Annotated in this window: 20 protein-coding genes and 8 pseudogenes; 6 read left to right on the top strand and 22 right to left on the bottom strand. The window is 65.0% G+C overall.

The annotated features are described in order from the left end of the window. Positions 1 to 15: 15 nt before the first annotated feature. The 12 genes and pseudogenes from mpaP to ACIQMR_RS36650 form a co-directional block, all read right to left on the bottom strand. A complete protein-coding gene (gene mpaP / locus ACIQMR_RS36705) occupies positions 16 to 1,656 on the bottom strand; it encodes a daptide biosynthesis intramembrane metalloprotease (protein ID WP_401397084.1) in 1,641 nt (546 codons plus the stop codon). Positions 1,657 to 1,667: 11 nt separating this feature from the next. Continuing rightward, on the bottom strand, positions 1,668 to 2,408 hold the full coding sequence (locus ACIQMR_RS36700; protein WP_401397081.1) for an ABC transporter permease: 741 nt from the start codon (positions 2,406 to 2,408) through the stop codon (positions 1,668 to 1,670). Next, positions 2,401 to 3,135 carry an ABC transporter ATP-binding protein gene (locus tag ACIQMR_RS36695; protein WP_401397078.1) on the bottom strand — a complete coding sequence of 245 codons (735 nt, stop codon included), beginning with the start codon at positions 3,133 to 3,135 and terminating at the stop codon, positions 2,401 to 2,403. Before ACIQMR_RS36695 ends, ACIQMR_RS36700 begins: the two co-directional genes overlap by 8 nt. Next, positions 3,128 to 3,322 carry a hypothetical protein gene (locus ACIQMR_RS36690; RefSeq protein ID WP_401397076.1) on the bottom strand — a complete coding sequence of 65 codons (195 nt, stop codon included), beginning with the start codon at positions 3,320 to 3,322 and terminating at the stop codon, positions 3,128 to 3,130. Before ACIQMR_RS36690 ends, ACIQMR_RS36695 begins: the two co-directional genes overlap by 8 nt. Positions 3,323 to 3,432: 110 nt before the next feature. Then, positions 3,433 to 3,597 (bottom strand): daptide-type RiPP, encoded by a 165-nt coding sequence (locus tag ACIQMR_RS36685; RefSeq protein ID WP_401397074.1) that lies wholly within the window; start codon positions 3,595 to 3,597, stop codon positions 3,433 to 3,435. Positions 3,598 to 3,684: 87 nt separating this feature from the next. Next, a complete protein-coding gene (locus ACIQMR_RS36680; RefSeq protein WP_401397071.1) occupies positions 3,685 to 3,852 on the bottom strand; it encodes a daptide-type RiPP in 168 nt (55 codons plus the stop codon). Positions 3,853 to 3,951: 99 nt separating this feature from the next. Further along, positions 3,952 to 5,127 carry a daptide-type RiPP biosynthesis dehydogenase gene (gene mpaC / locus ACIQMR_RS36675; RefSeq protein ID WP_401397068.1) on the bottom strand — a complete coding sequence of 392 codons (1,176 nt, stop codon included), beginning with the start codon at positions 5,125 to 5,127 and terminating at the stop codon, positions 3,952 to 3,954. Between the two features lie 38 nt (positions 5,128 to 5,165). After that, a complete protein-coding gene (gene mpaD / locus ACIQMR_RS36670; RefSeq protein ID WP_401397065.1) occupies positions 5,166 to 6,455 on the bottom strand; it encodes a daptide-type RiPP biosynthesis aminotransferase in 1,290 nt (429 codons plus the stop codon). Then, the gene (gene mpaM, locus ACIQMR_RS36665; RefSeq protein WP_401397062.1) at positions 6,452 to 7,264 is read right to left on the bottom strand and encodes a daptide-type RiPP biosynthesis methyltransferase; all 813 of its coding nucleotides are present in this window, start codon (positions 7,262 to 7,264) and stop codon (positions 6,452 to 6,454) included. The genes mpaD and mpaM overlap by 4 nt, the downstream gene beginning before the upstream one ends. After that, positions 7,264 to 8,319, bottom strand: coding sequence for a daptide biosynthesis RiPP recognition protein (gene mpaB, locus ACIQMR_RS36660; protein ID WP_401397059.1), 1,056 nt, complete (start codon positions 8,317 to 8,319; stop codon positions 7,264 to 7,266). Before mpaB ends, mpaM begins: the two co-directional genes overlap by 1 nt. Positions 8,320 to 8,497: 178 nt before the next feature. Then, positions 8,498 to 9,460 carry an LLM class flavin-dependent oxidoreductase gene (locus ACIQMR_RS36655; RefSeq protein WP_401397056.1) on the bottom strand — a complete coding sequence of 321 codons (963 nt, stop codon included), beginning with the start codon at positions 9,458 to 9,460 and terminating at the stop codon, positions 8,498 to 8,500. A 726-nt stretch (positions 9,461 to 10,186) separates the two neighbouring features. After that, a pseudogene (locus ACIQMR_RS36650) lies at positions 10,187 to 10,393 on the bottom strand (transposase family protein); the annotation flags it as partial. Positions 10,394 to 11,080: 687 nt separating this feature from the next. Between ACIQMR_RS36650 and ACIQMR_RS36645 the strand changes: the two are divergent. Then, positions 11,081 to 11,457, top strand: a pseudogene (locus ACIQMR_RS36645) (transposase family protein); the annotation flags it as partial. A gap of 1,267 nt (positions 11,458 to 12,724) precedes the next feature. Here the strand turns inward: ACIQMR_RS36645 and ACIQMR_RS36640 are convergent. The 5 genes and pseudogenes from ACIQMR_RS36640 to ACIQMR_RS36620 all read right to left on the bottom strand — a co-directional run bounded on the left by ACIQMR_RS36640 (position 12,725) and on the right by ACIQMR_RS36620 (position 17,706). Then, positions 12,725 to 13,024 (bottom strand): WhiB family transcriptional regulator, encoded by a 300-nt coding sequence (locus tag ACIQMR_RS36640; protein ID WP_401397112.1) that lies wholly within the window; start codon positions 13,022 to 13,024, stop codon positions 12,725 to 12,727. 685 nt (positions 13,025 to 13,709) lie between these two features. After that, a pseudogene (locus ACIQMR_RS36635) lies at positions 13,710 to 14,174 on the bottom strand (IS5 family transposase); the annotation flags it as partial. 151 nt (positions 14,175 to 14,325) lie between these two features. Beyond that, positions 14,326 to 14,451 (bottom strand): annotated as a pseudogene (locus ACIQMR_RS36630) (hypothetical protein); the annotation flags it as partial. 182 nt (positions 14,452 to 14,633) lie between these two features. Further along, positions 14,634 to 15,161: pseudogene (locus ACIQMR_RS36625) on the bottom strand (RNA-guided endonuclease InsQ/TnpB family protein); the annotation flags it as partial. A gap of 2,356 nt (positions 15,162 to 17,517) precedes the next feature. Next, the gene (locus ACIQMR_RS36620) at positions 17,518 to 17,706 is read right to left on the bottom strand and encodes a hypothetical protein (RefSeq protein WP_401397117.1); all 189 of its coding nucleotides are present in this window, start codon (positions 17,704 to 17,706) and stop codon (positions 17,518 to 17,520) included. Between ACIQMR_RS36620 and ACIQMR_RS36615 the strand changes: the two are divergent. Further along, positions 17,645 to 17,815, top strand: a pseudogene (locus ACIQMR_RS36615) (zinc ribbon domain-containing protein); the annotation flags it as partial. The gene ACIQMR_RS36620 and the pseudogene ACIQMR_RS36615 sit on opposite strands and share 62 nt — an antisense overlap. Positions 17,816 to 18,154: 339 nt before the next feature. Then, positions 18,155 to 19,177 (top strand): LacI family DNA-binding transcriptional regulator, encoded by a 1,023-nt coding sequence (locus ACIQMR_RS36610; RefSeq protein WP_401397109.1) that lies wholly within the window; start codon positions 18,155 to 18,157, stop codon positions 19,175 to 19,177. A 99-nt stretch (positions 19,178 to 19,276) separates the two neighbouring features. Here the strand turns inward: ACIQMR_RS36610 and ACIQMR_RS36605 are convergent, their stop codons facing one another. The 4 genes and pseudogenes from ACIQMR_RS36605 to ACIQMR_RS36590 form a co-directional block, all read right to left on the bottom strand. Then, positions 19,277 to 20,068 (bottom strand): hypothetical protein, encoded by a 792-nt coding sequence (locus ACIQMR_RS36605; protein ID WP_401397054.1) that lies wholly within the window; start codon positions 20,066 to 20,068, stop codon positions 19,277 to 19,279. A gap of 367 nt (positions 20,069 to 20,435) precedes the next feature. Continuing rightward, positions 20,436 to 20,756: a Rieske (2Fe-2S) protein gene (locus ACIQMR_RS36600; RefSeq protein ID WP_401397106.1), complete on the bottom strand. Its 321-nt coding sequence runs from the start codon at positions 20,754 to 20,756 to the stop codon at positions 20,436 to 20,438. 189 nt (positions 20,757 to 20,945) lie between these two features. Next, positions 20,946 to 21,449, bottom strand: a pseudogene (locus ACIQMR_RS36595) (DoxX family protein); the annotation flags it as partial. 238 nt (positions 21,450 to 21,687) lie between these two features. Beyond that, positions 21,688 to 22,464 (bottom strand): annotated as a pseudogene (locus tag ACIQMR_RS36590) (IS30 family transposase); the annotation flags it as partial. 68 nt (positions 22,465 to 22,532) lie between these two features. Between ACIQMR_RS36590 and istA the strand changes: the two are divergent. From istA to ACIQMR_RS36575, 3 genes are read left to right on the top strand one after another with little or no spacing between them, the layout of a single operon-like run. Further along, positions 22,533 to 23,780: an IS21 family transposase gene (istA, locus tag ACIQMR_RS36585; RefSeq protein ID WP_401397051.1), complete on the top strand. Its 1,248-nt coding sequence runs from the start codon at positions 22,533 to 22,535 to the stop codon at positions 23,778 to 23,780. Further along, positions 23,780 to 24,457 (top strand): ATP-binding protein, encoded by a 678-nt coding sequence (locus ACIQMR_RS36580; RefSeq protein ID WP_401397048.1) that lies wholly within the window; start codon positions 23,780 to 23,782, stop codon positions 24,455 to 24,457. The genes istA and ACIQMR_RS36580 overlap by 1 nt, the downstream gene beginning before the upstream one ends. Then, complete coding sequence (locus tag ACIQMR_RS36575) at positions 24,405 to 24,587, top strand: ATP-binding protein (RefSeq protein ID WP_401397045.1); 183 nt, start codon at positions 24,405 to 24,407, stop codon at positions 24,585 to 24,587. Before ACIQMR_RS36580 ends, ACIQMR_RS36575 begins: the two co-directional genes overlap by 53 nt. A 55-nt stretch (positions 24,588 to 24,642) precedes the next feature. On the opposite strand, the gene ACIQMR_RS36570 is transcribed toward ACIQMR_RS36575, so the two are convergent. Next, entirely contained in the window at positions 24,643 to 25,065 is a 423-nt protein-coding gene (locus ACIQMR_RS36570; protein ID WP_401397042.1) for a helix-turn-helix domain-containing protein, read from the bottom strand. Between the last annotated feature and the right edge of the window lie 142 nt (positions 25,066 to 25,207).

The raw sequence follows: 25,207 nt of genomic DNA, 5'->3' as shown, positions 1-25,207 counted from the left end.
CGTTCTCTTGCTCGTCTACCAGCGCCAGGCCGGAGCGACGTACCTGACGTACAACCACGCCCCGACTGACCTGGTCCCGGCATCCACTTGGGCCACACCCACCCGGTCCTCGGGGGTCTTGCTCGTCGTCAGCAGATAGCTGACAGCGGGCGCGGGCAGCACGTCGGTGCGCACAGGCAGGAACACTGACAGGGGTGCGGTCGTGTCGCTGCCGTCGTCGCCGGCGACGACGGCCTGGCCGGTTTCCGTTCGGGCGGCTACACCCGCCCGGTACAGGCGAACTGTGGTGTTCTCGCGAATCACCGATTGGTCGGCCGAAGGGGCGAGGATGAGCTCGACCTGCCCGCCGTCTCGCACGAGATAGCCGCCACTGACGGCGTACGGCACCTTGACGAACGTGAGGGCCGCTGCGGCCACGGCCACGGCCAGTGTCACCACGGCGCTGATCCGCAGGGCATGGGCTCCTCCGGTCCTCGCCTCACGAACCACGCGCACCAGACCGCGCACCAGGTGATAGGCGAGGTAGCAGATGCCGCACAGCACCAGCGACGCGCCGAAGGCCCCGAGGCGCTGCAGCGAGTCCGCCCACAGCTGCATGGCCGTGGCGACCATGTAGACAGGGAAGGCCATGCAGGCGAGGCCGAAGGGAATCGCCCACCGCTGAGGAAGTCGGCGTTCATAGCGTCCGCCAAACAGGATCCGGGCTGTGAAGCACCGTGCGTCCTCTAGGGCGCGGTCCCGCAGGTGCGGGATGTCGAGATAGCTCATCAACGCGATGTAGCCGTCCAGCTTGACGAACGGAGTCAGGTTGAGCAGCCCGGAGATGTAGGTGACGACAGCGAAGACGAGCAGGCCGTCCCGTATATGCGCCTCGGCGAACAGCGAGACCATGGCCGCCGCGCCGGCGATGACCACCTGTGTGGCGATCCCTGCCAGGGCCACCGCGACACGCTGCTGCCTACGAGGGAGCCGCCAGCCGTCGGAGACGTCGCAGAAGAAGGCGGGCGACATGTAGAACAGCATGAGGCCCATCCGCCCGGGTCGGCCGCCGTGGTGGCTGAGGACGGCGCCGTGACCGAACTCATGGACCGCTGTGGTGACGAGGACTCCGCCGACGACGGACAGGTACGTGGACAACGGCAGCGGTTGCCCCAAGGCCATCCTCACCTGGGGCGCCTGAGAGGCCAGCGCCAGCAAACCGCTCAGCGCGAGCGTGACGGCCGCAGCCACCCCCGCTCGGCTCGTCAGGAGCCTGACGAGCGGCGAGAACCGGCGCAGCAGGCGCTCGGGTCTCAGCACGGTGAACTGCACGGTCAGGGGCGGGACGAACTTGACCCACCGACCGCGTTGCCTGGCCCGCTCGCCATTGTCGAGCAGCCGACCGTCTGCGAGATTGCCGACGGCAGTGCCAACCGCCTCCACGGTCCACGGCGGGCCCAGGATGTCTGCTAGGCCGACGTGATCGCGTGTTCCGTTGACGGCGAGCGCCAGTCGAGCCAGGTCGGGCTGGACACGAAAGTACTTGTGCTGGCCGCGTTGGATGACCCAGGGGGCTCCTTCCTCGGCAGGCTCGTGCACCGACACGTCGGCAGCGAGCCTGGGCCGGGCCAGGAGCTCAGAGGCGATCGCGACCGACGGCGCGGTCTTGGAGGACATTACGGTTCGCCTCACCTGATGTCGCGGGAGCGGAACAGCCTGTGCGCCGCGAACCCGGCCGCGCTCAGCCAACCCCCTATGACCAGGAGGGCGATTCCGGGAGAGAGTAGATCGGTGTGCACGTCCCGGTAGACCGAGCTCATCGCGATCGTGAGCAGGTACTTCGCGAAATCGGGTACCAGGCGTTGCAGAGCGGGGTCGAGGAGCAAGGTCAAAGCCATCAGTGCACCCACGGCGCCAATCTGGTGCCGGATGATCCAGCCGATAAAGACACCCCACGGGGCGGCTAGCACGTTGCAGGCGAACACACCGACGGCGATCAGCGAGGTCTCCGAGGTCCACTCAGGACTTCGGTCGTACCCGGCGAGCGTCACCCAGCTCGATACAGCCGCCAGCAGGACGGCGAGCAGCCCGGACAGAGCGCCCACGGCGGTGCCGACCAGGAGCTTCGCGGTGAACAGGCGGCTTCTGCTGGTCAGGAGCACGGAGCGGCTGACGGAGCCGGAGGAGTACTCCCGAGTCACCAGAAGCGCACCGAACAGCGAGGCGAACAGAAAGGTCATCATCCACGAACGCACCACGTCGTCGGTGACGGCCGCGATGTCGGTCTGGCCCGCTCCGAACCTCTTGTCGCCCTCGGCCGCGTAGCCGAAGCTCGTCAGCAGGGACATGAAGACGGCGATCGAGGTCAGCACGGCCCAGGCGCGGCCGGTCCACGCCTTCGTCCACTCGCCCCACAAAGCCTCACGCATGCCTATCCCCTCCGCTGCCCGCTCCCGCCAACTCGAAGAAGCGGTCTTCCAGACGCTCCGTACCGCTGGAGGTCAGGGCGCTGAGCTCGCCCGCATAGCGCAGGGTGCGCTGCAGGATCACCACGTCGTCCACGGTTTGCTCGACCTCGGCGAGCAGATGACTGGAGAGCAGAACGGTGCGTCCCTCGGCGGCAAGGGAGCGCAGCAGTCCGCGCAGCCACCGAATGCCGTCCGGGTCCAGGCCGTTGACCGGCTCGTCGAGTACCAGCAGTTCGGGGTCAGCCAGCAGTGCTGTGGCCAGGGACAGCCGCTGTTTCATGCCGGTCGAGTAGCGCTTGACCTTGCGATCGGCGCTGTCGCTGAGGCCGACCAGGTCGAGCACTTCATCCACTCGGGCCGTGGGCAGGCCCAGCGTTCTGGCCCAGACCAGGAGATCGCGGCGGCCTGTGGTTCCCGAGGTGGGCCCGACCGCGTCCATGCTGACACCGACCCTTCGGGCCGCATGGGGCAGATCGCCGTAGGCGTGGCCGAGTACGGTCGCGCTCCCCGCAATGGGTCGGGTCAGCCCGAGGAGCATCCGGAGCGACGTGGTCTTGCCGGCGCCATTGCGGCCTAGCAGGCCCACGACTCGTCCGGGCCGGACGGTGAAGGACAGATCCTCCACCGCCGATACCGGCCCGAACCGCTTGCTGACGCCGTGAAACTCGATGATGGGAACCTCACTCACGACGGCTCCGTGCTGTGACGGCGCCGACGACAGCCATGACGCCCGCCAGTGCGAGGACGAGAACGGCGGTGACGCCAATTCGTACCCCGCCGGACAGGTTCATCGTGGTCATCACCATTCCCAATGCGATCAGCGCACAGAGGCCAGCCATCGCCGAGGCGATGGCCAGCTGACTCCTATTACTCATGCCTGCTCCTCATCCACTGCTCGGTGCTACTTTCTGTGTGGCAGCCGGGAGTCTGTGGTGGCGGATGCTGCGCGCCACCACAGACTCCCGGCATCAGTTCCCGTAATTCATCACGTGGCGACGCTCACGGCCACGCTGACAGCCGCGCTCGCGGCGGCGGTACCGCTGATGGCGACGCCCACCGAGAAACCGGTCCAGAAACCGGGGGCCTCCATGGCTTCCAGCTCCTGCATACCCAGCTCCAGCACCGGCTGGTTCTTCTCGATCTCCTGCATTAATGACACCCCCTCACAGTTCAGGTCCGAACGTTTCTTACGATCGTGTCGTCACTGGTTACTCCGGTGACTTGACACTAATCGGGATCAGGTGATCGCCGCGGCCGAGAGCGCGGCGCTGCCGTAGGCAGCCGAAGCGCTGACAACAATTCCGGCGCTGACACCGGCGGCGGTCCACCAACCGGGCGCGTCCATGGCCTCGAGCTCCTGCATACCCAGCTCCAGCACCGGCTGGCTCTTCTCGATCTCCTGCATTTCCCCTCCTTCTTCTGCCGAAGTTCTTCACTTCCCCCGCTTCGAGCCGCTGGACTGCGGACCGAAACGGAAGTCTTCAATGAGCGCACACGGCGCTGTTCACGCTGCCGGGGGCAGCCCCTGGACCTGAGGTTCCTGTCCGGCGGCCTCGCGCAGCAGGCTCAACAGGTCGTCTGCGGCAAGACCACCGAGCATGGGCAGCCCTGCGCCCCAAGCCCGCACGATCCGCTGCGCAATGGCCTCGGCCTGGCCAGGCGTCAAAAGGACGCTCCGGTCGATCCTCCACGAGTCGATGAGTGTGGCCACCCCAGAGACCGGGTCTGCTGGGAGTTGCTCCGAGCCTTCCGACCGGAGCAGAGACCATAGCCGCCGGAGCCGCCGAGCCGAACCCAATCGCCCCTCGCCGGCATCGATCGCACGCCACAACGGCGGCAACAGGGCGGATACCGCTGTCATCTTGCGGATCGCAAGTGCCGAGGAAAGCTCGTTGGCAACAAGCCAGCCTTTGACTGCGTACGGATCGCGGCCCGAGTGGAACCACTCGTTATGGCTGCTGCTGCTCAGCTCGGCGATCTCGAGCCGAAGCCCGTCGGAGCACCGCTGTCCGGCCCGTGCCGCGTCTCGCACCTCGTATCCGAGCCGCACCAGTCGCCTGCTGGCGTCCTCTACGCGTGCGTCCTGGGGCGGCAGGTTGCCGTGGTCGCCGACATACGGGCTCACCAAGCGGAACAGCGCTTCGAGCACGCCCTCGGCAACCAGGGTCTGCGGCAGCGTGGTTGTGGCTTCAGGGTCGATCACGGCGATCTCAGGCCGCAGTGCCTTGCCCATGACCAGTCGCTTTCCCTGCTGGTATGTCAGGCATGCGACAGCGCTGGATTCCGATCCCGTACCCACGGTGGTGGGTACGGCGATCAGCGGCACAGGCCGGAATGGCTTGGGAGCGAGCACGATCAGGCCACTGCGCTGGGGCACCGTCAGCCGGGCGGACACCTCCGGGCCCGCCATCGCCAGCGTGGCCAGCTTGGCCTGATCGAGCAGGGAGCCGCCACCCAGCCCGACGACCAGTTCCGCACCGGCCAGACGTTCCGCGAGAGCGAGCACGCTACGCACATCGCCGGATCCGTGGAACACGAGGGTCTCGGCATACGCCCCGCCGAGGGCGCCCGCAACGCGCTCGTGGATCACGCTGTCACGGACCGCGTCATCGACGAGAACCGTGACGTTCCTGCCGCGGCTGGCGGCGTCGTGCCTCAGTAGCCGCGCCAGTTCGTCCATCCCGCTCAGCGGCTGCCGATTGTTGTCGCCCGTGGTCCTCACCCCCGGGCCTCCGCTCGCGCGGCGACCCGGTCGGCATACAGGCCGAGACCCGCCCGGATACAGGCAAGGAGTTCGTCCAGCTCGGCGTCGGTGTAGGTCAGCGCGGGGAAGAGCTGCATGCCATGCAGACCAGGGTGCACGATGGCACCCGCCTCCCGGATTGCGGCGACGAGCGCAGGGACCTCGGCCTGCGGCAGCCGAGCTCCGCTCCCGTCAGCCGCCGTGACACGAACCGACCGGAAGCAGCCCACGCCGGTCGTGCCGGTCACCAGGGGATGCTCGGCGACAAGCCTGCTCAGCTCCTCCTCCAGTCGGCTGGCCAGCCTCCGCCCCACGGCGACCGCGTCGAGCCTGCGCATCTCGGAGATGGTGGCCAGGATGGTCGCGCAGGCCACCGGCGTTCCGGCCTGCGTCTCGCCGTGGCTGAGGACCACGCTCGTATCGTCGAAGACATCTGCCACCGACTGTGCTGCCAGCACCGCGGCGGCGGCGCTGGTGCCGTTGGTCAGACCCTTGGAAGTGATCAGGAGGTCGGGCTGGGCCGGCCACCGCTGGGAGGCAAAGATGTCCCTGGTGCGGCCAAACCCGGTGGCCACCTCGTCGGCCACCAGCAGGAATCCGTGCTCTGCTCGTAGCCGAAGCAACTCGGCGACGTACTCCTCACTGAGCGGCACGGCTCCCGAGCCCAGTACCGGCTCGACCACCACCGCCGCGACCTGAGCGCCCTGGCGGGCCATGAGCGTCGCCAGCTCCCCGGACTCGTTCGGAGTGACGTGCCGGACCAGCCGCTGGTCGACCCCGTAGACTTGCTGCCCCAGGTCCTCACCGGTCAGGGCGAAGCCGCCGAAGGTCAGACCGTGATAGCTGCCGCGCAAGCCGACCACGACCTTGCGCCCGCCCCTGCCGCGCAGTGCCTGGTACTGCCGGGCGAGCTTCATCGCCAGATCGTTGGCCGCGCCGCCCGAGGTGGAGAACAGCACCCGCCCGTAGTGTCCGGGGCCCGCAAGCTCCACCAGGGCATCCGCCGCACGTCGGGCGTACTCGTTCTCGTAGCGGAAGACGCTCAGATACGAGGCCGTGCGCAGTGCTTCGGCAGCAGCCTCGGCGATGGCCTGATTGCCGTATCCGAGGTTGGCGTTCCACAGGCCGCTGGTGCCGCAGAGCAGTTCCCGCCCGTCGGCAAACCTCACGCGCACGCCTTCCGCAGACACCGCACACAGGTCGTCCCGGCCGTGCTGATCGGGTGTGAGCAGCGAGGGCCACAAAGCGTTCCGGTTGGAGGTCACGCGGTCACCTCCGCCTCGATCAGCACGCTGTGATGGCGCGCGCCGACATCGGGCAGCAGGCGCCGGGAGCACACGGCAAACCCGCTCTGGCGCAGTTCATCTTCGAGCTGATCGGCCGACAAAACGCGGATACTGGTGGTGCACACGTCGGCCTGTCCCTCTCCGATCACCGCCGGGAACACCGTGACGGTGCGGGCTTCCGCTCCGGGCGTCCAGTACTCGAACATCCGGTAAGTCCGGCCGCTGTCGGTGGTGAACTCGACTTCGGTCTCGGCCGACGCCTTGTCACCGGCGGCCAGGTCCACGGTGGACAGCAGGAAGCGGCCACCGGGTGCGAGGTGGGCGCGTACGGAGTGGTATAGGCCCTTCCGGCCAGGGGCGTCCAGCAGAGAGACAGACGTCGTGCCCAGGACGATCACACCGAACTCCCGCCCGAGGGCGAATTCGCTCATGTCGGCCTGCACCGTTGTACACCGGTTCCGCAGGGCCTGGGGCGCCTCGGCGAGCCGCGCACTCAGCAACTTCAGCATGCTACCGGAAAGCTCCAGTGCGGTGACGCTCCGTCCCGACGCCAGCAGGGGCATGGTCAGGCGTCCGGAACCGGCCGCCAGGTCGAGCACCGGCCCGGGTACGGCTCGTACCAGGGTCAACAGTTCACGTACCTCGTGTGTGTCCTGCCCCGCCAGGTCGTGGTAGACACGAGCGCCGACCTCGTCGTAGAGGTCACAGCACACCGCTCTCTTGCCGAGTTCCGCCAGGAGCGCGCCGGCGCGGCCGGGGAGCAAGGGCCTGTTCAGTGCCGCGTCCATCATCCCGTCCTCGCAGCACTGAGAACGCGGGAGCCGAGTTCGATGCCCGCACGAGCGAACAGCACTCGCACACGTTCGAGGTTCTCCCGGTCGGCGAAGGGGGCCGCGGCCTCCACTGAACCGCACACCAGTAGAGCCTCCGTCACCTCGGCGGCGGCATGGTCCAGTTGAAAGCTCCGCCCGAGGGATGCGCAGTGGGCATACACGGCGTCGTCCGTCCACAGCAAGAGCGGCAGTGCGGGATCGATGGCATCCGCAGCATCGGGCAGCTCACTCAGGGCGGGCACGAGGCGGCCGCCGAAACCGGACACCCCTGTGATGTTCAGACCTCGCGCCCGGACGTCACGAATGCCGCGCAGGGCAGCGAGATATCGTCCGAGCCATGGCCGTGCGACCAGAGCGGAGGCCCGGGTCGGCTCCGGCAGCCATCCGCCCAGGCACACCGCGCAGGGCTGTGCACTCTCGGAGTTGACGCGCGCCCACTCGGCGGCGACCTGGTCCAAGCTTCCACCCACGGTGCCCAGTCGCCTGCCACCCGGGGAGGTCGACAACTCCCCGGACCGCCCCACGTGCAGTCGGAGCACCGGGCCGTCCTCCTGCAGACCCGCTCCCAGGGCGGGAAGATCCGCCAGCTGGATCACCGGGTTGGTCAGGAACTCGGCGAAGACACCCTCGTGGCGTGCGCGGTCGGCATCGCGAAGATAGATCTCGAAGTCCGCACCTTCAGCCACCCGGATCAGGGTGGGGCCGACCACCGACATGTACTCGCTGATGCCGTATGCCTGGATCTGCAGGTAGAAGCCGGGGTCGTGGGAGAACTCCGCGCCCGGTTCGCTGAGTGAGCCTTCGTAGCCGACGACCACCGGACCGTCCGAGCCGCCAGCATGACCGGGCGCGAAGACCATCGTCCTGTCGTCCACCACGTCGGAGGCGAGCAGAGCCGACAGGTGCTGGGCATCCTCGAGGACCACCGTCAGGGCAGACTCCCGCCCACGAGGGAACCGCCCCGCACGGCCGGTTGCCCAGCTCATCAGGTGCTCTTTCACCGCAGACATGCATTTCCCCTCTTCACACACTCAGTTGAAAACTCGAATGCGAAGCATCCGAAGGCGCGGATTCAAGCTGAACCGCTCCCGCTCTGGCCAGGCTTGGGTCCTGGACCAGGGCAGCACTCATCGATGCACCGAAATCCGTTGTTGACGGCGGGCCTTGTGAGCTGGAACGGCTACGTACTTACTGGGCCAGAGCAGTCAGAAGCGTCTTCAGGTCGGCCGTCGCCGCCTGCGCGCCGACCAGGTTGTACACGCCAGTCAGGTTCAGGACGACCTCATCTACGCCCGCTGCCTCATACGCCTTGAGCTTTTCAAGCAGTTGGTCGGTGTCACCGCTGAGGAAGGCCCCGCCGTCCACCAGAGCCCTGGCGCCGGCCGCCGGGTTCGCGCCCTCGACGTCCACACCGGCCCGGCGCAGCATGTCGATGTAGTGCGGCACTTTCAAGTGGGCGGCGTTGCTGGCCAGCGCCAGATCCGCCGGCACGTGACCAGGATGCTTGAGCGCAACCGGCACCATCGCGGTCAGACGGGGCACCGGCCGTCCCGCCGCTTCCGCCCCAGCACGCATCGCCGGAAGCACAACGTCCCGCAGGTAGACAGCGGGCGTCAGCCAGGTGATGGCAACATCGGCGATCTCTCCGGCGAGCCTGGCCATGCCCGGTCGCAGAACTCCAAGTCCGATCTCCACCGGTGGAGCCGGAAAAGGCGGCAGAGAGCCGTGACAGGAGACGTACTCGCCCTTGACGTCGACGACCTCGTGCGCCAACAGCCCGCGTACAGCGGTGAGATACTCCCGAGCCGCGGTGAGCGGGCTCGCGTAGGGCGCACCGAGCAAGCTCTGCTGGAGGGACTTCGCGCCTGGGCCGAACCCGGCAGTCACGGGCTGACCAGTGGTCATCGCCAGTGACCGAGCCTGCAGAGCGGCCTCGAAGGGGTGACGCAACGGCATGAGGGTCACCCCTAGCCCCATGGGCACCCTGAAACCCGAGCCTGCCGCATATGCGAAGCCCTGGTGAGGCTCCACCAGCAGAGCCTGGCCTTGCCACAGCCGCTCTGCCTGGGTCCAGTGGACAAGACCCGCGTACGGCAGGAGCTGCTCGGGCCGACGAGGCAGGAAAGGTACGAGAACCGAATACGACGTCACGTCGGAACCCCGCCCGTACATGCCACGACACCCTCGTAGAAGGGCGTGAAGTGGTTGAAGCTGAGAGATGCGGCGTTCGTCAGCGTCACAAAGCCACCCAGGCCGTTGTTGACACACAGCCCTGCTGGTCCCAGGTTGCGGTCCACCGCAGTTGCGTGGTGCCGCGCACGATCATGGCGCAATGTGATCGGTCCTATACAGATGCCGTACGCCAACAGTGACTGTACGGAGAAACCTCATGTCCAATTCCTTCATCGAAGTATGAGCGAGCCGCAATGTATCCGCCGCAGAAGCAGTAGAGCCATGCGCAATACATACTCAGGAAGAGGCGGCGGGCAGCATGACCGGCCTGACTTCCCCCTTATTGGTGATGACGGTAGGTCATGATTGAAAGTAGGGTCACCGGGCCTGGAGGCTCGTCGGACCGCTGATGGGGTCTTACAAGTTGGTGTGCCGGGCAGCGGCAGAAGCGGGTACCGAACGAGCGACTGGTGAACGTACAAGGGCCTGACCCGAAGCGGCCGCCTGCCGGGCCGCCCGTGGCCTGCGGCTGGCGCGGCCCGAGCCACCCGATCGATTGGGACCAGGTGAAGACGACCGGCTGCACGACCTCGACACCTCCCGCCCGGACTGCGACTGGAGCGAGCACGTCCGCACCGCCGAGCGCCAGACGGTGCCGCTGCCCGCCGAACTCACCAAGACGATCGAGCAGCTGGAGGAGCAGCTGTGCTCGCGGGCTGCTTTCACGTCGTGGACGACTCCGGGCAGGGCCGCCGGTGAGGCCCGCAGCAGACGGCCTTTGGGATCGACGATGACCTGCACGTTCATTCCGTGCTTCTTGTGTTTGCCGGAGTAAAAGGGCCGGCCGGCGGCGATCCGGTCGATCGTCAGCAGCGTGCCGTCCAGGATCAGATGCGCCTTCGTCGAAACGGCACGGACGGCTTCGGCCAGGGGCTTCACCATGTTGTCAGCCCAACTGCCAAGCTCGCGCATCAGGTTGGAAAGGGCTCAATGGCCACCACCGGGAGCGCGAGAGGACCGTAACCCTGCCCCCTCAGATGCTGAAACCTGGACCCTTCGTGATACTCGACAGGTATCAACTACTCATGCAGTGGATCATCCCTTATGCACAATAGGAGACAGGAAAGGGGAATGAAATGACTCTTAAAGCTCTCCAAAAGGCATCCCTCCTAATGACTGTGGTCGCAGCATTCTCTGTCGCCATCGCTCCGCAAGCGTCAGCAACTGACGCACAGGAACCATGTCCCACGCGGGTTGAGATTGACGGTGTCAGGACGTGTTCTACGGATGAGGATTACCCGAAGGCACTCAAGGACGCCGAATACATGCTAGAAAACGCTAACACGCACACTGCGCACGCTTTCGGATATGATCACAGCTTCAATGTGGCCATTTGCTCTCCCAGCAATTCCACTGACGGGGAAGAGGAATCTAGCTGCAAGAGCGACAGGATTCTGACACTGAAAGACGCAATGATATTCCTCTGAGACTTTATTTCGAAAGTCCGTTCGCTCAGTGAACCTCTTTCATCCTGTGCCGCAGGGGTGAAATGGGCTGGTCGGTGTGGATGGTGACGTGGCAGAGCCCCTCGTCGTTGGCGTGGTGATCTCACCCATCACACCGGCGACCGAGGGGCTCTGTTGGTTCCGTATCTTTCCATGCTCGACGTCCCGCATGAGCTCGTCGAGCATGCCTCCTGGCTGATCTACGCCCGAAGCGTGAGATCAAGTCGCCCTGGCGGAAGCCTGGTTGCTTCAAACAAGTCCTGCTCGTCCTGGCCCACCTCTGCAAGAACGAAACGTTCGCCCAGGTCGGTGCCGGGTTCGGGGGTCTCGGAGGCGACGGCCTGGTGCTGCGTCGAGGAGACCCTCGACGTGCTGGCCGCGTGGGCACCCGGCCTGCACGAAGCCCTGACAGGTCTCGGCGAGGACGACTATGTGATCGTGGACGGCACTCCGATCCCCGTCGACCGCATCCGACCCTGCGCGTGACTGTAACCGGAATTCCACCCGTGGCCAGCTCTTTCACGGACCCGTAGTTCCAGGCTGGTCCCGTCATCGATGTCCGCGCGGCGCATCCACTTCCACAGCGTCATCGCGTGGACTCCGAAGTCGGCGGCCACCTGCTCGACTGTCACGCCCGAACCGCGGTTCCTCGCGGCCCACACGACATCCTCGCGGAACTCCTCCGGATAAGGCTTGGGCACAGCGACATCCTTCCCACCCACCCCACAGGGCAAGCCAGTTCAGATTTCACCCGATCGTGCATCAGACCCGTCCATGTCGCGAGGAAGGTTTGTAGCTCGCGGACGACGCGGCAGAGGCTCGGGCCGGCGCCGTGCCTTTTGGGGATCTGGCTAGTCGTTGCAGGGTGCAGAAGGCATGAGCGACGGAGACGAGGGTGACGTGGTGGTGCCAGCCGTTCCAGGTGCGGCCTTGGCCAGGCCGACCAGGGTGGTCAGCGGGGTGTCGACGGGTAGGTCGGACAGCCAGAGCTGAACGGGCTCGACAGCCCCGAGACCCCGCCGCACAGGTTAAAGATCAAGCTAGTGCCGCCACCGCACCCTGACCTATCTGGATCGTGCATCGTCATGGCGGAGCAGCGCCGCACCAAGGCCCGCGAGGAGGTGCACACCACCGTGAGCCTCCGCCAACTTGAAGTCGCTGGTCAAGAGCTGGTGTGATCGGCTTTCGGGATACTCACACTGCTCATGGGGCAGGCGATTGCAAAGTGAGCCTGCGCTACCAACGGCACACCGAAAAACAAGATCCACTACGTGCGGGACACCCTATGAGACGGGGGCCACTCCCCGATCCGCACCGGTCACAGCCCGACAACATGGCCACCCTCAACCGGCTACATGCCACCGGCACCACGAACATGACCGAAGCCGTCAGCAGCCTGTCCGCACGAACCGTTCACCACCCCACTCGGCCTCCTCGCAATCACCAATGGCGAGCGAAAACGTCAGAGAAATGCGACTTTGCAAGAGCCCTGCCAAGCGTCCTCGAGACCCTCAGAACCTTAAACATGGGGAATCTTTACCGGCGAGCCGATCGCTTTCCTTGTCGCGCGGTTCGCGGCGCCTGAGGATGCATCCTTGATCATTCCAGAGAGAAAAGCAGGGCACCCAATCCCGCCGATACGATAAAAATCGCACTGATTACTGTCACGACCATTCCTGGAACTCCCTCCGGGCGTCGCAATACTGCGCCATCAATAAATCCGCATCATCGCCTCTCGTTAATTCTCGCCTTTGCTGTCCGGCCCGGCAGGATGGCAGGGCCGGGGGGGATATCCTGCAAGGCGTCGCTCACGCTCGGTCGTGCCGCCCCATATCCCTCGCCTGTGGTGATGGCACGCATAGGCAGCACAGGCTTGCACAAGCGGGCACTGATAACAAAGAGAACGGGCCAGGGAAGCAGGCCCGCCAGCGTCGGGGTCGAATAGGTTCGGGTCAACGGTGCAAGGCAGTGGCGAATCCTGGTTTCTCAGCAACTCAGGGAATCTACTCGCCAACTGGGTAACTACGGTTGGTCGCATCCATTTCCTGGTCATCACATTTACACTTCACTGTCAAAATTTCGGTCTGGGTTTCCAGCAACTAGGCCCATAATCTGATCCGGAAAAGCACCTATCGGTGCGCGCCATATCAAGCAGTGCGTGCGAGCCACCCACCGGCGAGTCAGATTTTCATAGCCGGATGCCCGATCCCGCCGATGCACCAGCTTCCGCCGCGCACCTCTGCGCCTTGGGTTGGCGGCCATCGACCCTCCGTAGGTTGAGCGCATCGCTATCTCCCATGAGAACGCCGAAAGCTCACCTGCCGTATGAGCGTCCACTACTTAGATACACGGCGTAGCTGGGCCGGCACTGCTCGGGGTAGATACATCGAGTGGTGGAGCCCGACGAGGGCGAATGCCTCCCGTGAACACGACTTCTGTGCAGACAGAATAGCCACTAGCCCTGCAACAGTTTTCCGGCTGGCGGTCTCTACGGCTCCCTCCACCCCCTGAAGAGGGTGACTTCTCGCTATGCCGGTTGCCTGAGCGTTCTACGGGAGCCGGGCTGACCCGTCGCAAGCCTCGCCGGCCGTATCAGCGTGCGCATGAGTGCCACATGAGACGCAGACGAACTTCTGCTGTGAGGGCAGGTCTTCGCGGTGTGCCGCATGCCAAGGTAGGAGCAGTCCCCCTTGACTTCCGCTCCCGTAGAGCTCGTAACACGATCATGATCGATGCTTCTTGAGTCGGCGCCAGCAGATGAGGCTGCAGGCCAGGGAGACGAAGGCGTCGTGTATTTCAGTGCGACGTTCCCAGCGGACGGCGAGGCGCTTGAACTGGTGGAGGAGGGCGAAGGTCTGCTCCACGATGTAGCGGATCTTGCCCAGGCCCTGGATGTTGGGGGCGCCCTTGCGGGAGATGACCGGCAGGATCCGGCGCTTGCGCAGTTCGCGGCGGTTGGGGTTGGAGTCGTAGCCCTTGTCTCCGAGCAGGGCTTCGGGACGCTGTCGCGGGCGGCCGGGGCGTCCGGCGACGGGCGGGATGCCGTCGACCAGGGCGAAGGTCTGGGTGACGTCGTTGACGTTGGCCGCGGTGGTGATGACCTTGAACGGGATGCCGCGTCCGTCGCAGATCAGGTGGTGCTTGCTGCCCGTCTTCCGCCGGTCGACCGGCGACGGACCGGTGTCGGCGCCCCCTTTTCGCGCGGATGTGGGAGCCGTCCACGCATGCCCTCGACCAGTCCAGCTCGCCGGCCGCGTTCAGCTCGGCGAGCAGGATCCGGTGCAGCCGGTCGAAGACCCCGGCCTTCTGCCAGCGATCCAGGCGCCGCCAGCAGGTCTGCCCTGAGCCGAACCCGAGCTCCAGAGGCAGCAGTTGCCAGGCGATGTCGTTGTACAGCACATACAAGATGCCCTGGAGGCACAGCCGGCGATTTAAGTACGTGGCGAAGATCCTCCAGGAACCCATAAGGGCCAATGTCCTGCTCGACGTTGACGACTGTGAGGCCGTCCACTCCGGGCGTTTTGGCCCCTTTGTTGCCCGCGACTCGTTCGAACGCCACAAGCAGCGTCGCCGGGTCGCACACGAGGTTGAACAGATCGTCGAACCTGCGGCCTTCGTCGGCCACCGCCCAACGGTGAAGTTTGGCCTACATCCCCGATACCCGCTGGTTGGTTGTCGCGGATCAGCCGGGTGGAGAGCTGGTGGTGGAACTCGCACCGCGCGTCGGTAACCTGCGCGTGAGCGCGGGCGACCTTGGTCCTGGCCTTGTCCCGGTTGTTCGAGCCCTTCGCCTTGCGGCTGAGGGCCTGCTGCGCACGCTTGAGCTTCTTCTCAGCCCGGCGCAGGAAGCGAGGAGCGTCGATCTTCGTGCCGTCGGACAAGACGGCGAAATGCCCCAAGCCCAGGTCGATGCCAACGGCCCTGTCACTCTCGGCCAGCGTGAGGGGCTCGGTCGCCACAACAAAGCTCGCGAAGTACCTTCCCGCCGCGTCCTTGATCACGGTCACCGTGGAGGGGATCGAGGGAAGAGTGCGGGACCACTTCACCCGCACGTCCCCGATCTTCGGCAGGGACAGGTCCCCGCCGGTGGTGATCTTCCATCGGGCGTTCGCGGTGAACCGTAGGGCCTGCCGGCTGTCCTTACGGGACTTGAACCGGGGCGCTCCCATGCGCGGGCAGGCCTTCGCTTCGGGGTCTCCGTTCGGCAGGAAGCTGCTCGGCGGCCCGGGGTCCAGCTTCGGCGCCCGAGCCTTGCGCAAGCTGCCGGTCCCGAGGTCGTCGAACGCGATGACGTTCTGCCGCGAACGAGGCCAGGCGCAGCCCTGTGCCGCGCGTCCACAACCGGGCAGCCTCCGCTACGGCCTTCCGACGCCGCCTGAAACTGCGTTCGCGTCGGCTGGGCGCCTCCTGCGCGGCCCCCAATCAGGCGAACGACGAAGAGCCCGGAAGCAGGTATGCAGATCCAGCAGGCTATCCGAGATCAGCGTCAGATCCCAAACACCTGCCGACCTCACCGTCCTATGACCCGCGCATGGCTCCTCCGAACGGCGCAGGCATTCGCACGAGAACACGATACGGGAGCCGGTCCGTGTGATGCGCCAGAGTCTCAGATACTCAGTCCTCATAGCTCTCCCTGGTACAAACGCCCCGGCGTTAGGCGGTTAGGCGCCCCCTGCCCGCGCAGAGAAGCGCGACGACACGAAGACAACTTGCAACGAATCCGGCAGAACCTCCGTCTGCGCGAGGGTTTCGCACCTGTAAATGAGTTCGCTCCACTTACGTCCCCCTGTCCACGGGTGCCCTAAAGTGCACGCACTGGAGTGACCTGCTTAAAGGTGAATGCCGCAGCTCGGTGACGCCACAGAGGCGCACAGGCCTTCTCTACCTGGTGGCAGCCACCTCGATTGCGTCACTGGCGCCTCACGCTTATTCCGATGCCCTGGACTCTTAAGGTCCACGTACCGAAGCCAAGAGGAATCAAAGGTGGCACGAAGGCAGCGGGCTCCTCTCTCGCCAGTGCACCTATGAGCGCATACGTACCCAGGCCGCTCAGGCACTAGATCGAGCAGTGCGGCGCTATCACGCTAACGTACGAGATTAGGTTGGTGAGACAATATGTTCCTCCGAAGCCAGGCCTATCATGAACTGGTGCGACGCTGTGAGATCCATAGGCGTACCGCGATGATCACGAATCAAGCATTCGCAATTATGGTGGAAAATATGCACCGACTGACTGGGGAGTTGGCCGGAGCAACCGACCGGCAGCGTGCTGCGGAAATACGGCTGCTCCGTGCGCTTCGGGCCTGCCACCGCTACCGGCGAGCCCTGTCTGACCTCGATCACCGCATCGCTCAGTTGCAGAGTCGTTTGGATGACGCCCTCGGCCTCAACTCCCCCAGCGTCAAAGCCGGATCTCTATGGCAGCAGCGCCGGGCGGACAAAAATGAGCGCTTCGCCGCATCTCCTCCAGGCCAGATGCCGCCAGAACGTCCCGCGGCATCCCCAGCGGGTCACGAGCAGCGCACACCCGTTTAGGCACCTACCAAGAGACGCGACACTTAAGTAGTTCTCACTCATGCGCGGGAAGGGTGCTGGCCGCTGTCATGAGATCAAAGTCGACGACCGTCCAGAATCCTCCGCGACAACGCCCCTTGGCAGGAGGCAGCAGTGCAGAGTATGCCGCGTATGCATGCAATGCGTCTTAGGAACGCGTCGCGTCATGGCACTCAGAGAGATAGAAGAGAATGGTCGCAACGATACTTCTCGCTTTGGTCATATCGGGAATCGGCCTGGCGGCGATATCTTTTTCCATCCGAAACGACCCGGCATACCGCTTAAAGCATACTCGTGACGACACATCGGACTGACTTAAGCCACTAACGACCTCGTCCATGGTGAGGGAGTGGCGCTCAGGCTCGGCCGTTAGGCTGATGTGCTGGGAGTTGCGGCACGCAAGTTCATCTTGCCAAAGCGCCGGGGCACGGGACTGCCAGCGCGTGCCCATCGTTGATCTGGCTGACTTGGGGCAGGTGGCGTGCCGAGGTGCCGGACACGCTGGCGTCCATTTCGTCGCGCGGTGGGCGCCGGGTGAAATGTTGCACGTGGTCTTCGTCCGCCGCAACGGGCCGCCCTCGACTGCCCCGGAACGGCGACCCACAACGTCCTTGCCTGCTGGCCCCAGGGAGATCACGTCTGTGGCTTCGTTCAGTTGCAACTCGTGAACAAGGCTACGTGCGCGGTCGGCGAGTGCAAGCCCGTGTTCGCCGGCCGAGCACGATGCGGGTGACATCGACCAGGCGGTCGTCGGCAAGCCGGAACAGACCGCTTCGCGGGAGCCGGTCCCCAGATGCCGGCTCTGGACGGGGCCGGGACCCCCAACTGTGCACGGGGAACACGCTGGTGCTGTCGGCTCAGGCCGATGCACCGGTCGCTCCCAACCCGGACCGGCGCGGGCCTTTCCGGTGCCAGCAAGGCGGCGCACCGGGCGTCCTCGCCACCGCATCGTCGTGCAGTCCAGCACCTCCTTCCATGTCAAGCCACCTTCACGCGGTGGCCGACGCGCGCCGCGCGTTCCACCACCAGCTCTCCACTCAGCTGATCCGCGAGAACCAATCGGTCGCCGTGGAGGACCTGGCGGTGAAGGGACTCACCCTCCAGCATGTGCACGAACGCGGACCATCCGGCGTCGTGGACCGACTCGGCCAGGTGCGTGCGGTACAAGGCCGCCCGATACGGGCGCACCTTCGTCCGGATCGGCCGCTTCGAGCCCACATCTCAGGTGTGCTCGCAGTGCGGCGTCAAGGACGGCCCCAAGCCCCTTAACGCCCGTGTCTGGACATGCGGTACATGCAGGGCGGTCCGGGACCGGGACATCAACGCGGCGGTCAACAACGCCAAGGTCGCCGGACTGGCCGTGTCAACCTGTGAAGTGCAGGTAAGACCGGGACTCGTCCCGACACCGCGCGGCGAAGCAGGAATCCACTCGACACCGCAGCCTTCAACGCCACGGCAAGCGGGAATCCCCCTTCAGGAGGGAGAGGATGTCCACCGTCTCTATCCTTGCCTCGAGGCAAGGCGCCCCGCATGCCGGTCTCGGCACGTCGTGTCGCCCGTCCACCACCGAAAGTTTCCTGCAGAATTTGCGAGATTCTGTCATAGACTTGCCGCCATGGCGAGTAGGTTGACGAGAGTCGCGGAGTACGCAGGCGTCAGCGAGGCGACGGTGAGTCGAGTCCTGAACGCCAAACCGGGTGTGGCGGCGGCCACTCGGGAGGCCGTTCTGACGGCTCTCGACGTTCTTGGCTACAGCCGTCCGCCGGAACTCCGGGGAAGTCCGAATCGTCTTGTTGGCCTGGTTATTCCGGAGATGGGCAACCCTGTGTTCCCAGCGTTTGCCGAAGTCGTGGGCAGCAACCTCGCCGGCCGCGGCCTGACACCAGTGCTCTGCACCCGGACTCTGGGCGGAGTGCAGGAGAGCGACTACGTCGACATGCTGCTGGAGCACCAGGTCTCAGGAGTGGTGTTTGTCTGCGGTCTTCACTCAGAGCGGGACGCGGACCATAAGCACTACGATCGGCTGGTGGAGCGCGGTCTTCCCGTAGTTGCCGTCAATGGCATAGTCGAGAACCTGCAGATTTCTTGCGTGTCGACGGATGACGCTCGGGCCGTGGAGCTCGCCACCCGCCATCTGGCGTCTCTAGGGCACCAACGCATCGGGCTCATCGTAGGTGGCCAGGGCCACGTACCTGCTGCACGCAAGATTGCGGCATTTCGCGCTATTACGCACGCCTTCCTGGGTGTTCCGGACGTCGATTCCTTCATTGCCGAGACGATGTACACCCTGGAGGGCGGTACCGTTGCCGCTTCTCATCTCCTCGAGCGCGGTGTGACAGGTCTGGTGTGTGGCAGTGATGTCCTTGCTCTAGGCGCCGTCCGCGCCGCCCGCAGGCTGGGGCTGGATGTTCCAGCAGACGTATCTGTAGTCGGGTTCGATGACTCAGCGTTCATGCCCCTGGTAGATCCTCCCCTGACGACGATAAGGCAGGCAGTTGAACCGATGGGGCAGGCGGTCGTCAGCCTGCTGCTGCGGCAGGTATCCGGAGATGCGGTTTCTGCGGACGAGGTCCTTTTTGAACCCGAACTCGTTGTCCGCGGCAGTACTGGCGTGGCTCCAACCCGCCCACTAGGATGATCCCCCGACGGATCCACCCTCTCATACCTCAAGAAGGGCCCCGGGCCGTAGCAGCCATTCGTCATGCTGTCCGGCAGGGCGGCTGGTCCATATTTTGCTTCAGTCGGCCGAAGTGCTGTACCCAGCGGCTTCATTGCAATGAGTCTCGGCTCGGCCAGAGAGCTTTGTACAGAGTTTTTGGACTGCATTACGAGAATGGTGGTGAACACTGTAATAGCTCACCATGCCCTCTATACAGGGACGGCGCTGATCGGCTGCAGCCGCTTCGCACTGTTCAGCAGACCAGACTTCGCGGTCGATGTTGTACTTCATGAGCCGTGAGCCGAGGCCCTTCGTGCACGTGTACATGCCACTATCTTCCGCCGGCGCATTGCGGCACCAAGCGAGCCCTCTCGCGTATGCCGTTTGATCACTGGCGTAGTTGTTTCGCTGCAGGAAGTAAGCCGGTGCGTAATAGTAGCAGGCGCTGCGGAATTCTGCAGGCCGCCCGGGGCACGGGTAAAGAGGCTCCTCCGCCAGTCGATCCGCAGGAAGCTTCGCCATGGCAGATGGATCGCTTTCATCTGGCTCGAAAAGCTGCATGTAGATTCCTTCTGAACACGCGGTAGCAGCTCCCGAGGATGAGAATCTTGCGCATAGATTCTCGGCCTTGGCTATGTCCAGCCCAGTGACAAACATCGCCCCGTGTCCGATACCATGAATACAGGACTGTGTCTGTTCTGGTGCGCATAGAGTCGTTACTTCGGCCGTCGGATCGCTGCTTTCGCGAAGCTTCTCTTCAACGATGCCATGCATGTATCCGGATCCGCACACGTCGCTGCGGAATTCTGACACTGCCCGGAAGTCTCCGTCATATTTGGCAAGTGCGGCATGACCGAGTTCGTGGGCCACGGGATGACAGAACCGAGCCGACTCTGGGAATCCTCGGATAGTCCTGTCCAGGCTGGCCAACGCCTTTCCTGGGTCCTTTTCGTTCAACTCTGCGACCAACTGCTTGGCCAGGCTCTGCTGCGTCCAGGCATCAGATGATCGCGTCTCCCTGGCCGAAGGGAGCGGGTTCTGGTTCTGCGAGGAGGTCCGCGGATCTGAAGTCTGGTCAGACACCGTATGGGGCTGGGCTGTCGTCCACTGTGTAGTAATCGCGGCAATCGCTCCTGCGACGCAAAGCAGAAAGGCGGTCAGAACTGCTGTGACGCGCACGGGCGGACCTTTCTCAAGTGACGGGACATGCCAACAATGGGGGCGATTCACCCGTTGTCTATGGTGTGGTCTGTCGGGTGATCTCGAGGCGCTTACCGGTACGGGTCACGTCGTATCGAGTCAGGCCCTGACGAGCTGGCCCCCGCAAGACGCTCCCAGTGGTCGCGTCGAATCGCGAGTCATGACAAGGGCAAACCAACTGCCCGTTCTTTGGCGGGTTCACCGCGCAGCCGGCATGAGGACAGACGGTGGACAGCGCAATAAACGTGCCCGATCTCGGCTGGACTACGTAGACCTTGTCGCCAGTTTTTGGGTCTGCCACTGTTGCCGCACCGCCGACCGGTACGGCATCGACAGAAACGATTACTGGGGTTCCCATCTTTCCTGCCGAGGGCCGTGCCGCTTGTACGGACGCGCCGCGGTCCGCGCCTTGCCGCTGCCCCATCCGCCGCAGCACAGACGCTGCCAGCAGCACCAGACCAGTCATCCCAAGTGCCACTACGACCGATTCGAACAGGACACGCCTGCGCGCGGCGCTGAACGAGGCACCCGAACTTTGAATCACGGAACGGCGCTGTTGAAGCACCGCGTCAGCGGAGACTACTGGCGCCCCGCCAAGGATCAGCGGAGTCCAGGCCAGGAGATAGGCAACGTCACTGCCGAGGTAGTACGGATGGACATCCCAACTGACCGTGAACCACAGGCACATGCTGATGACTGCTCCCGCGGCCGCTGCCAGCCGAGTCCACAAGCCAAGCAACGTACCAAGGCCTACAGCCAACTCACCAAAGGCCAATAGCAGTGCGACGGGGGTGGGGAATCCCAGCGCGAAGTCCAAGACCGGATCCAGAGAACTGGTCTCAGCGGCAGTGCGCGCCTGAGCTGTGAAGGATCCTGGGTCCGCTGGCCCCGCGAGGTAGTGCGAGGAACTGATCTTTTCCAGACCAGCGTAAGTAAAGGTCGCGCCGAGGAAGATCCTCAAAGGCACGGTGTTCAAGCGCTGTTGCCAAGCTGGGGCTGGCTTCGGCGCCTCGCGTCGACCCGCATCAGCACGCTCCGCGTGTCTGTCCATCCGTTCCCCGTTTTCAGACTGTCACCTGCTTCCCCAAGGTGACACGACGCGGGGTCGCCAACATAAGCAACCAATACTCATCTGCTGGTTTACTAGGTCACACTTCGCATACGTGCGCCCGCTGCTTGGGTCTGGTGCAGGTTTGGGTGACGGGTTGACGTGCCCCACGGTTTGGGTTCCAGCTGCGGTGGCTAACTGGCGGCGGGGATGGTGGGCGGTTTCAATCAGTGGTTGCGAATCACCTGGTCAATAGGCCTGACAGGCATTCTCGCATGGCCTCGGCGGGGGTCCTGTCTCCGAGTGTGATGCGGGGGCGGTGGTTGAGCTGGCGGGCGACTTCGCGGAGGCCTTGGGCGGTGTGGACGGACAGGTCGGTGCCCTTCGGAAAGTACTGTCGCAGCAGGCCGTTCATGTTCTCGTTGGTGCCGCGCTGCCAGGGCGAGTGCGGGTCGCAGAAGTAGATCCGGAACCCCGTCAGCGCCTCGATGTCCTCGTGCAAGGTCAGCTCACGGCCCTGGTCCCAGGTGAGTGTCTTCTTCAGCCGTGCCGGGATGTGCGCGGTTTGCGTGATCAGCGCGTTCCGGACTTGCGGAGCCTTCCAGCCATGCGGCAAGTGGATCAGGTGGACATAGCGGGTGGTGCGCTCGACCAGGGTGCCGATCGCCGAGCCCTGGCCGCGGCCGATGATGAGGTCCCCCTCCCAATGTCCGGGAACCGTGCGGTCGTTGACCTCGGTCGGACGGTCGTGGATGAGCGTCATGTTCTTGATCTTGTTCAGGGTGGGGACGCCTCGGCGCTGTCTTTTGCGGCGGGTGCGGCCGGTGCGGAGCTTGGCTTCGCACCGGCCGAGGATGCCGGCGAACAGGGCCCGGTAGATCGTCTCCGGACAGGCCCGCATCATCACGTCATTCGCGTACTCGCGGGCCAGGTAACGCGCGATCTGCTGCGGCGACCACTTCTCGGTGAGCTTCTCGCGCACGAGCGTGCGCAGTGTCGGCGACGGCTGAAAAGTGGACCGGTAACGACGCTTGAAAGTTGACCCCCTCCAAGGGTCTGGCTCGTTGAGTCAGGCCGGGAGGAGTGGTGATCAGCGTGGAGGACTGGGCGGAGATCCGCCGGCTTCATCGGGCCGAGCAGATGCCGGTGCGGGCGATCGCAAGGAAGCTGGGGATCTCGAGGAACACCGTCCGCAGGGCGATCGCGGACGACGCGCCGCCGAAGTACCAGCGGGCGCCGAAGGGCTCGATCGTGGACGCGGTCGAGCCGCAGATCCGTGAACTGCTCGAGCAGTGGCCGGAGATGCCGGCAACGGTGATCGCCGAGCGGATCGGCTGGGACCGGGGCCTGACCGTGCTCAAGGACCGGGTCCGGGACCTGCGGCCGGCCTATCGACCCGCGGATCCAGCTTCGCGGACGGTCTATGAGCCGGGCGAGATTGGCCAGTGCGACCTGTGGTTCCCGCCGGCCGACATCCCGCTCGGCTTCGGCCAGGTCGGACGGCCGCCGGTGCTGGTCATGGTCGCGGGTTACTCGCGGTGGATCACTGCCCGGATGCTGCCCTCCAGATCGGCAGCCGATCTGATCGCCGGACACTGGCGGCTGCTGACCGAGCTGGGAGCCGTCCCACGGGTGCTGGTCTGGGACAACGAGGGAGCCGTCGGCTCCTGGCGGTCCGGAGGGCCCCGACTGACCGATGACTTCGCCGCGTTCGCCGGACTGCTGGGCATCAAGTTCCTGCTCTGCAGGCCGCGGGATCCGGAGGCCAAGGGCCTGGTCGAGCGGGCCAACGGATATCTCGAGACGTCGTTTCTGCCCGGGCGGGTGTTCACCTCGCCGGCCGACTTCAACGTCCAGCTCGCCGACTGGCTGACCAAGGCGAACCGGCGTATCCACCGCACTTTGCAGGCCCGCCCGGCGGACCGGCTGGAAGCAGACCGCTCCCGGATGCTTGCCTTGCCGCCGATCGCTCCGCCGGGCTGGTGGAAGGCATCGCTGCGGCTGCCGCGGGATCATTACGTCCGCCTCGACACCTGCGACTACTCGGTGCATCCGCTGGCCGTCGGCCGCCGCATCGAGGTCGCCGCCGACCTGGACCAGGTCCTGGTGACCTGCGACGGCGTCGAGGTCGCCCGCCATGCCCGCAGCTGGGCTCGACACCAGACCATCACCGACCCGGACCACGCGGCCGCTGCCGCGGCCGCCCGCAAGACGGCCGCCGAGAGAACACCGGCGCCGGAGGTGACGGAGGTCGAGGAGCGATCGCTGGACACCTACGACCGGATCTTCGGCGTCATCGATGGCGGACTGAGCACGGGTGAAGGGGCAGCGTGATGAGCACGAAGAACGGCACGAACCAGGCCCGGGCCAGCCGCGACGTCGACTCCGAATTGGTCTATCTGACGAAGGCGTTGAAAGCCCCGGCCCTGCGGGATGCGGCGGCCCGGCTCGCCGAGCGGGCTCGCGACGAGGGCTGGAGCCACGAGGAGTATCTCGCCGCCTGCCTGCAGAGGGAGGTCGCCGCCCGCGACAGTCATGGCGCCGAGGGCCGCATCCGGGCGGCCCGTTTCCCCTCGCGCAAGTCGCTGGAGGACTTCGACTTCGACCACCAGCGGTCGGTGAAACGCGAGGTCATTGCGCATCTGGGGACGCTGGACTTCGTCGTCGGCAGGGAGAACGTGATCTTCCTGGGGCCGCCCGGCACCGGCAAGACCCACCTGGCCACCGGGCTCGGCATCCGGGCCTGCCAGGCCGGCCACCGCGTCGCCTTTGCTACCGCCGCCCAGTGGGTCACCCGCCTCGCCGAAGCCCATCAAGCAGGCCGTCTGAGCGATGAGTTGACCCGGCTGGGCAGGATCCCGCTGATCGTGGTGGACGAGGTCGGTTACATCCCCTTCCGAACCCGAGGCCGCGAACCTGTTCTTCCAGTTCATCTCGGGCCGCTACGAACGCGCCTCGGTGATCGTGACCAGCAACAAGCCCTTCGGACGCTGGGGCGAGGTATTCGGTGACGACACCGTCGCCGCCGCAATGATTGACCGCCTGGTCCACCACGCTGAAGTGATCTCACTCAAGGGCGACAGCTACCGCATGCGCGGTCGCGACCTCGGACGGGTTCCCGCAGCCAACACCGGGGAATGACCAACATCAACTGCCGCAGGGGGTCATTTTTCACCCGCCGGGAACGGCTCACAATTCAAGCGTCGCTGACACGCTCGCTGCCGCGGATCTTCTCCTCCTTGGGACGGCGACGCCGCAGTAGGGACTGGTTGTGGGCCCACCAGGGGTGGTAGCTGCCGTCCGGCTTCGCGTTGCGCTTGATCTCGCGGTAGACGGTCTGAAAGCTCTTCCCGATCGACGCGGCGATCTCCTTGAAGGTCTGCTTGGCCTGGAGCCCGTCGGCGATGGCGATGCGGTCGTTCTGGGTCAGGAAGCGCGGCGATATCAGGCCGGTGTCGGGGACGATCATGCTTCCAGCTTCGATGAACCAGTTCGAACCACAGCTGGCCGAGACCCCCACCACCCGGGCGGCAGCCGCACCCTTATAGCCCTCCCTGAGCAACTCGAAGTACCGCTTCTTCACCGAACTCGGCATCTTGTTGGGGGCGTACCTCGGCATCCGAACGCTCTCCTTCCGGAGCGTTCGCAAGCACCGATAGAACTCAAGGTGTCTTGTTCGGAGAGTAGTTCGTACTCGATCGGGGTGCGGTAGCCCAGTGCTGAGTGGCGCCGCTGTGGGTTGTGGAAGACCTCGATGTACT

This window comes from Streptomyces sp. NPDC091376 (assembly GCF_044757085.1).
GTDB lineage: Bacteria > Actinomycetota > Actinomycetes > Streptomycetales > Streptomycetaceae > Streptomyces > Streptomyces pratisoli.
This window is presented reverse-complemented; position numbering and strand designations above follow the sequence as displayed.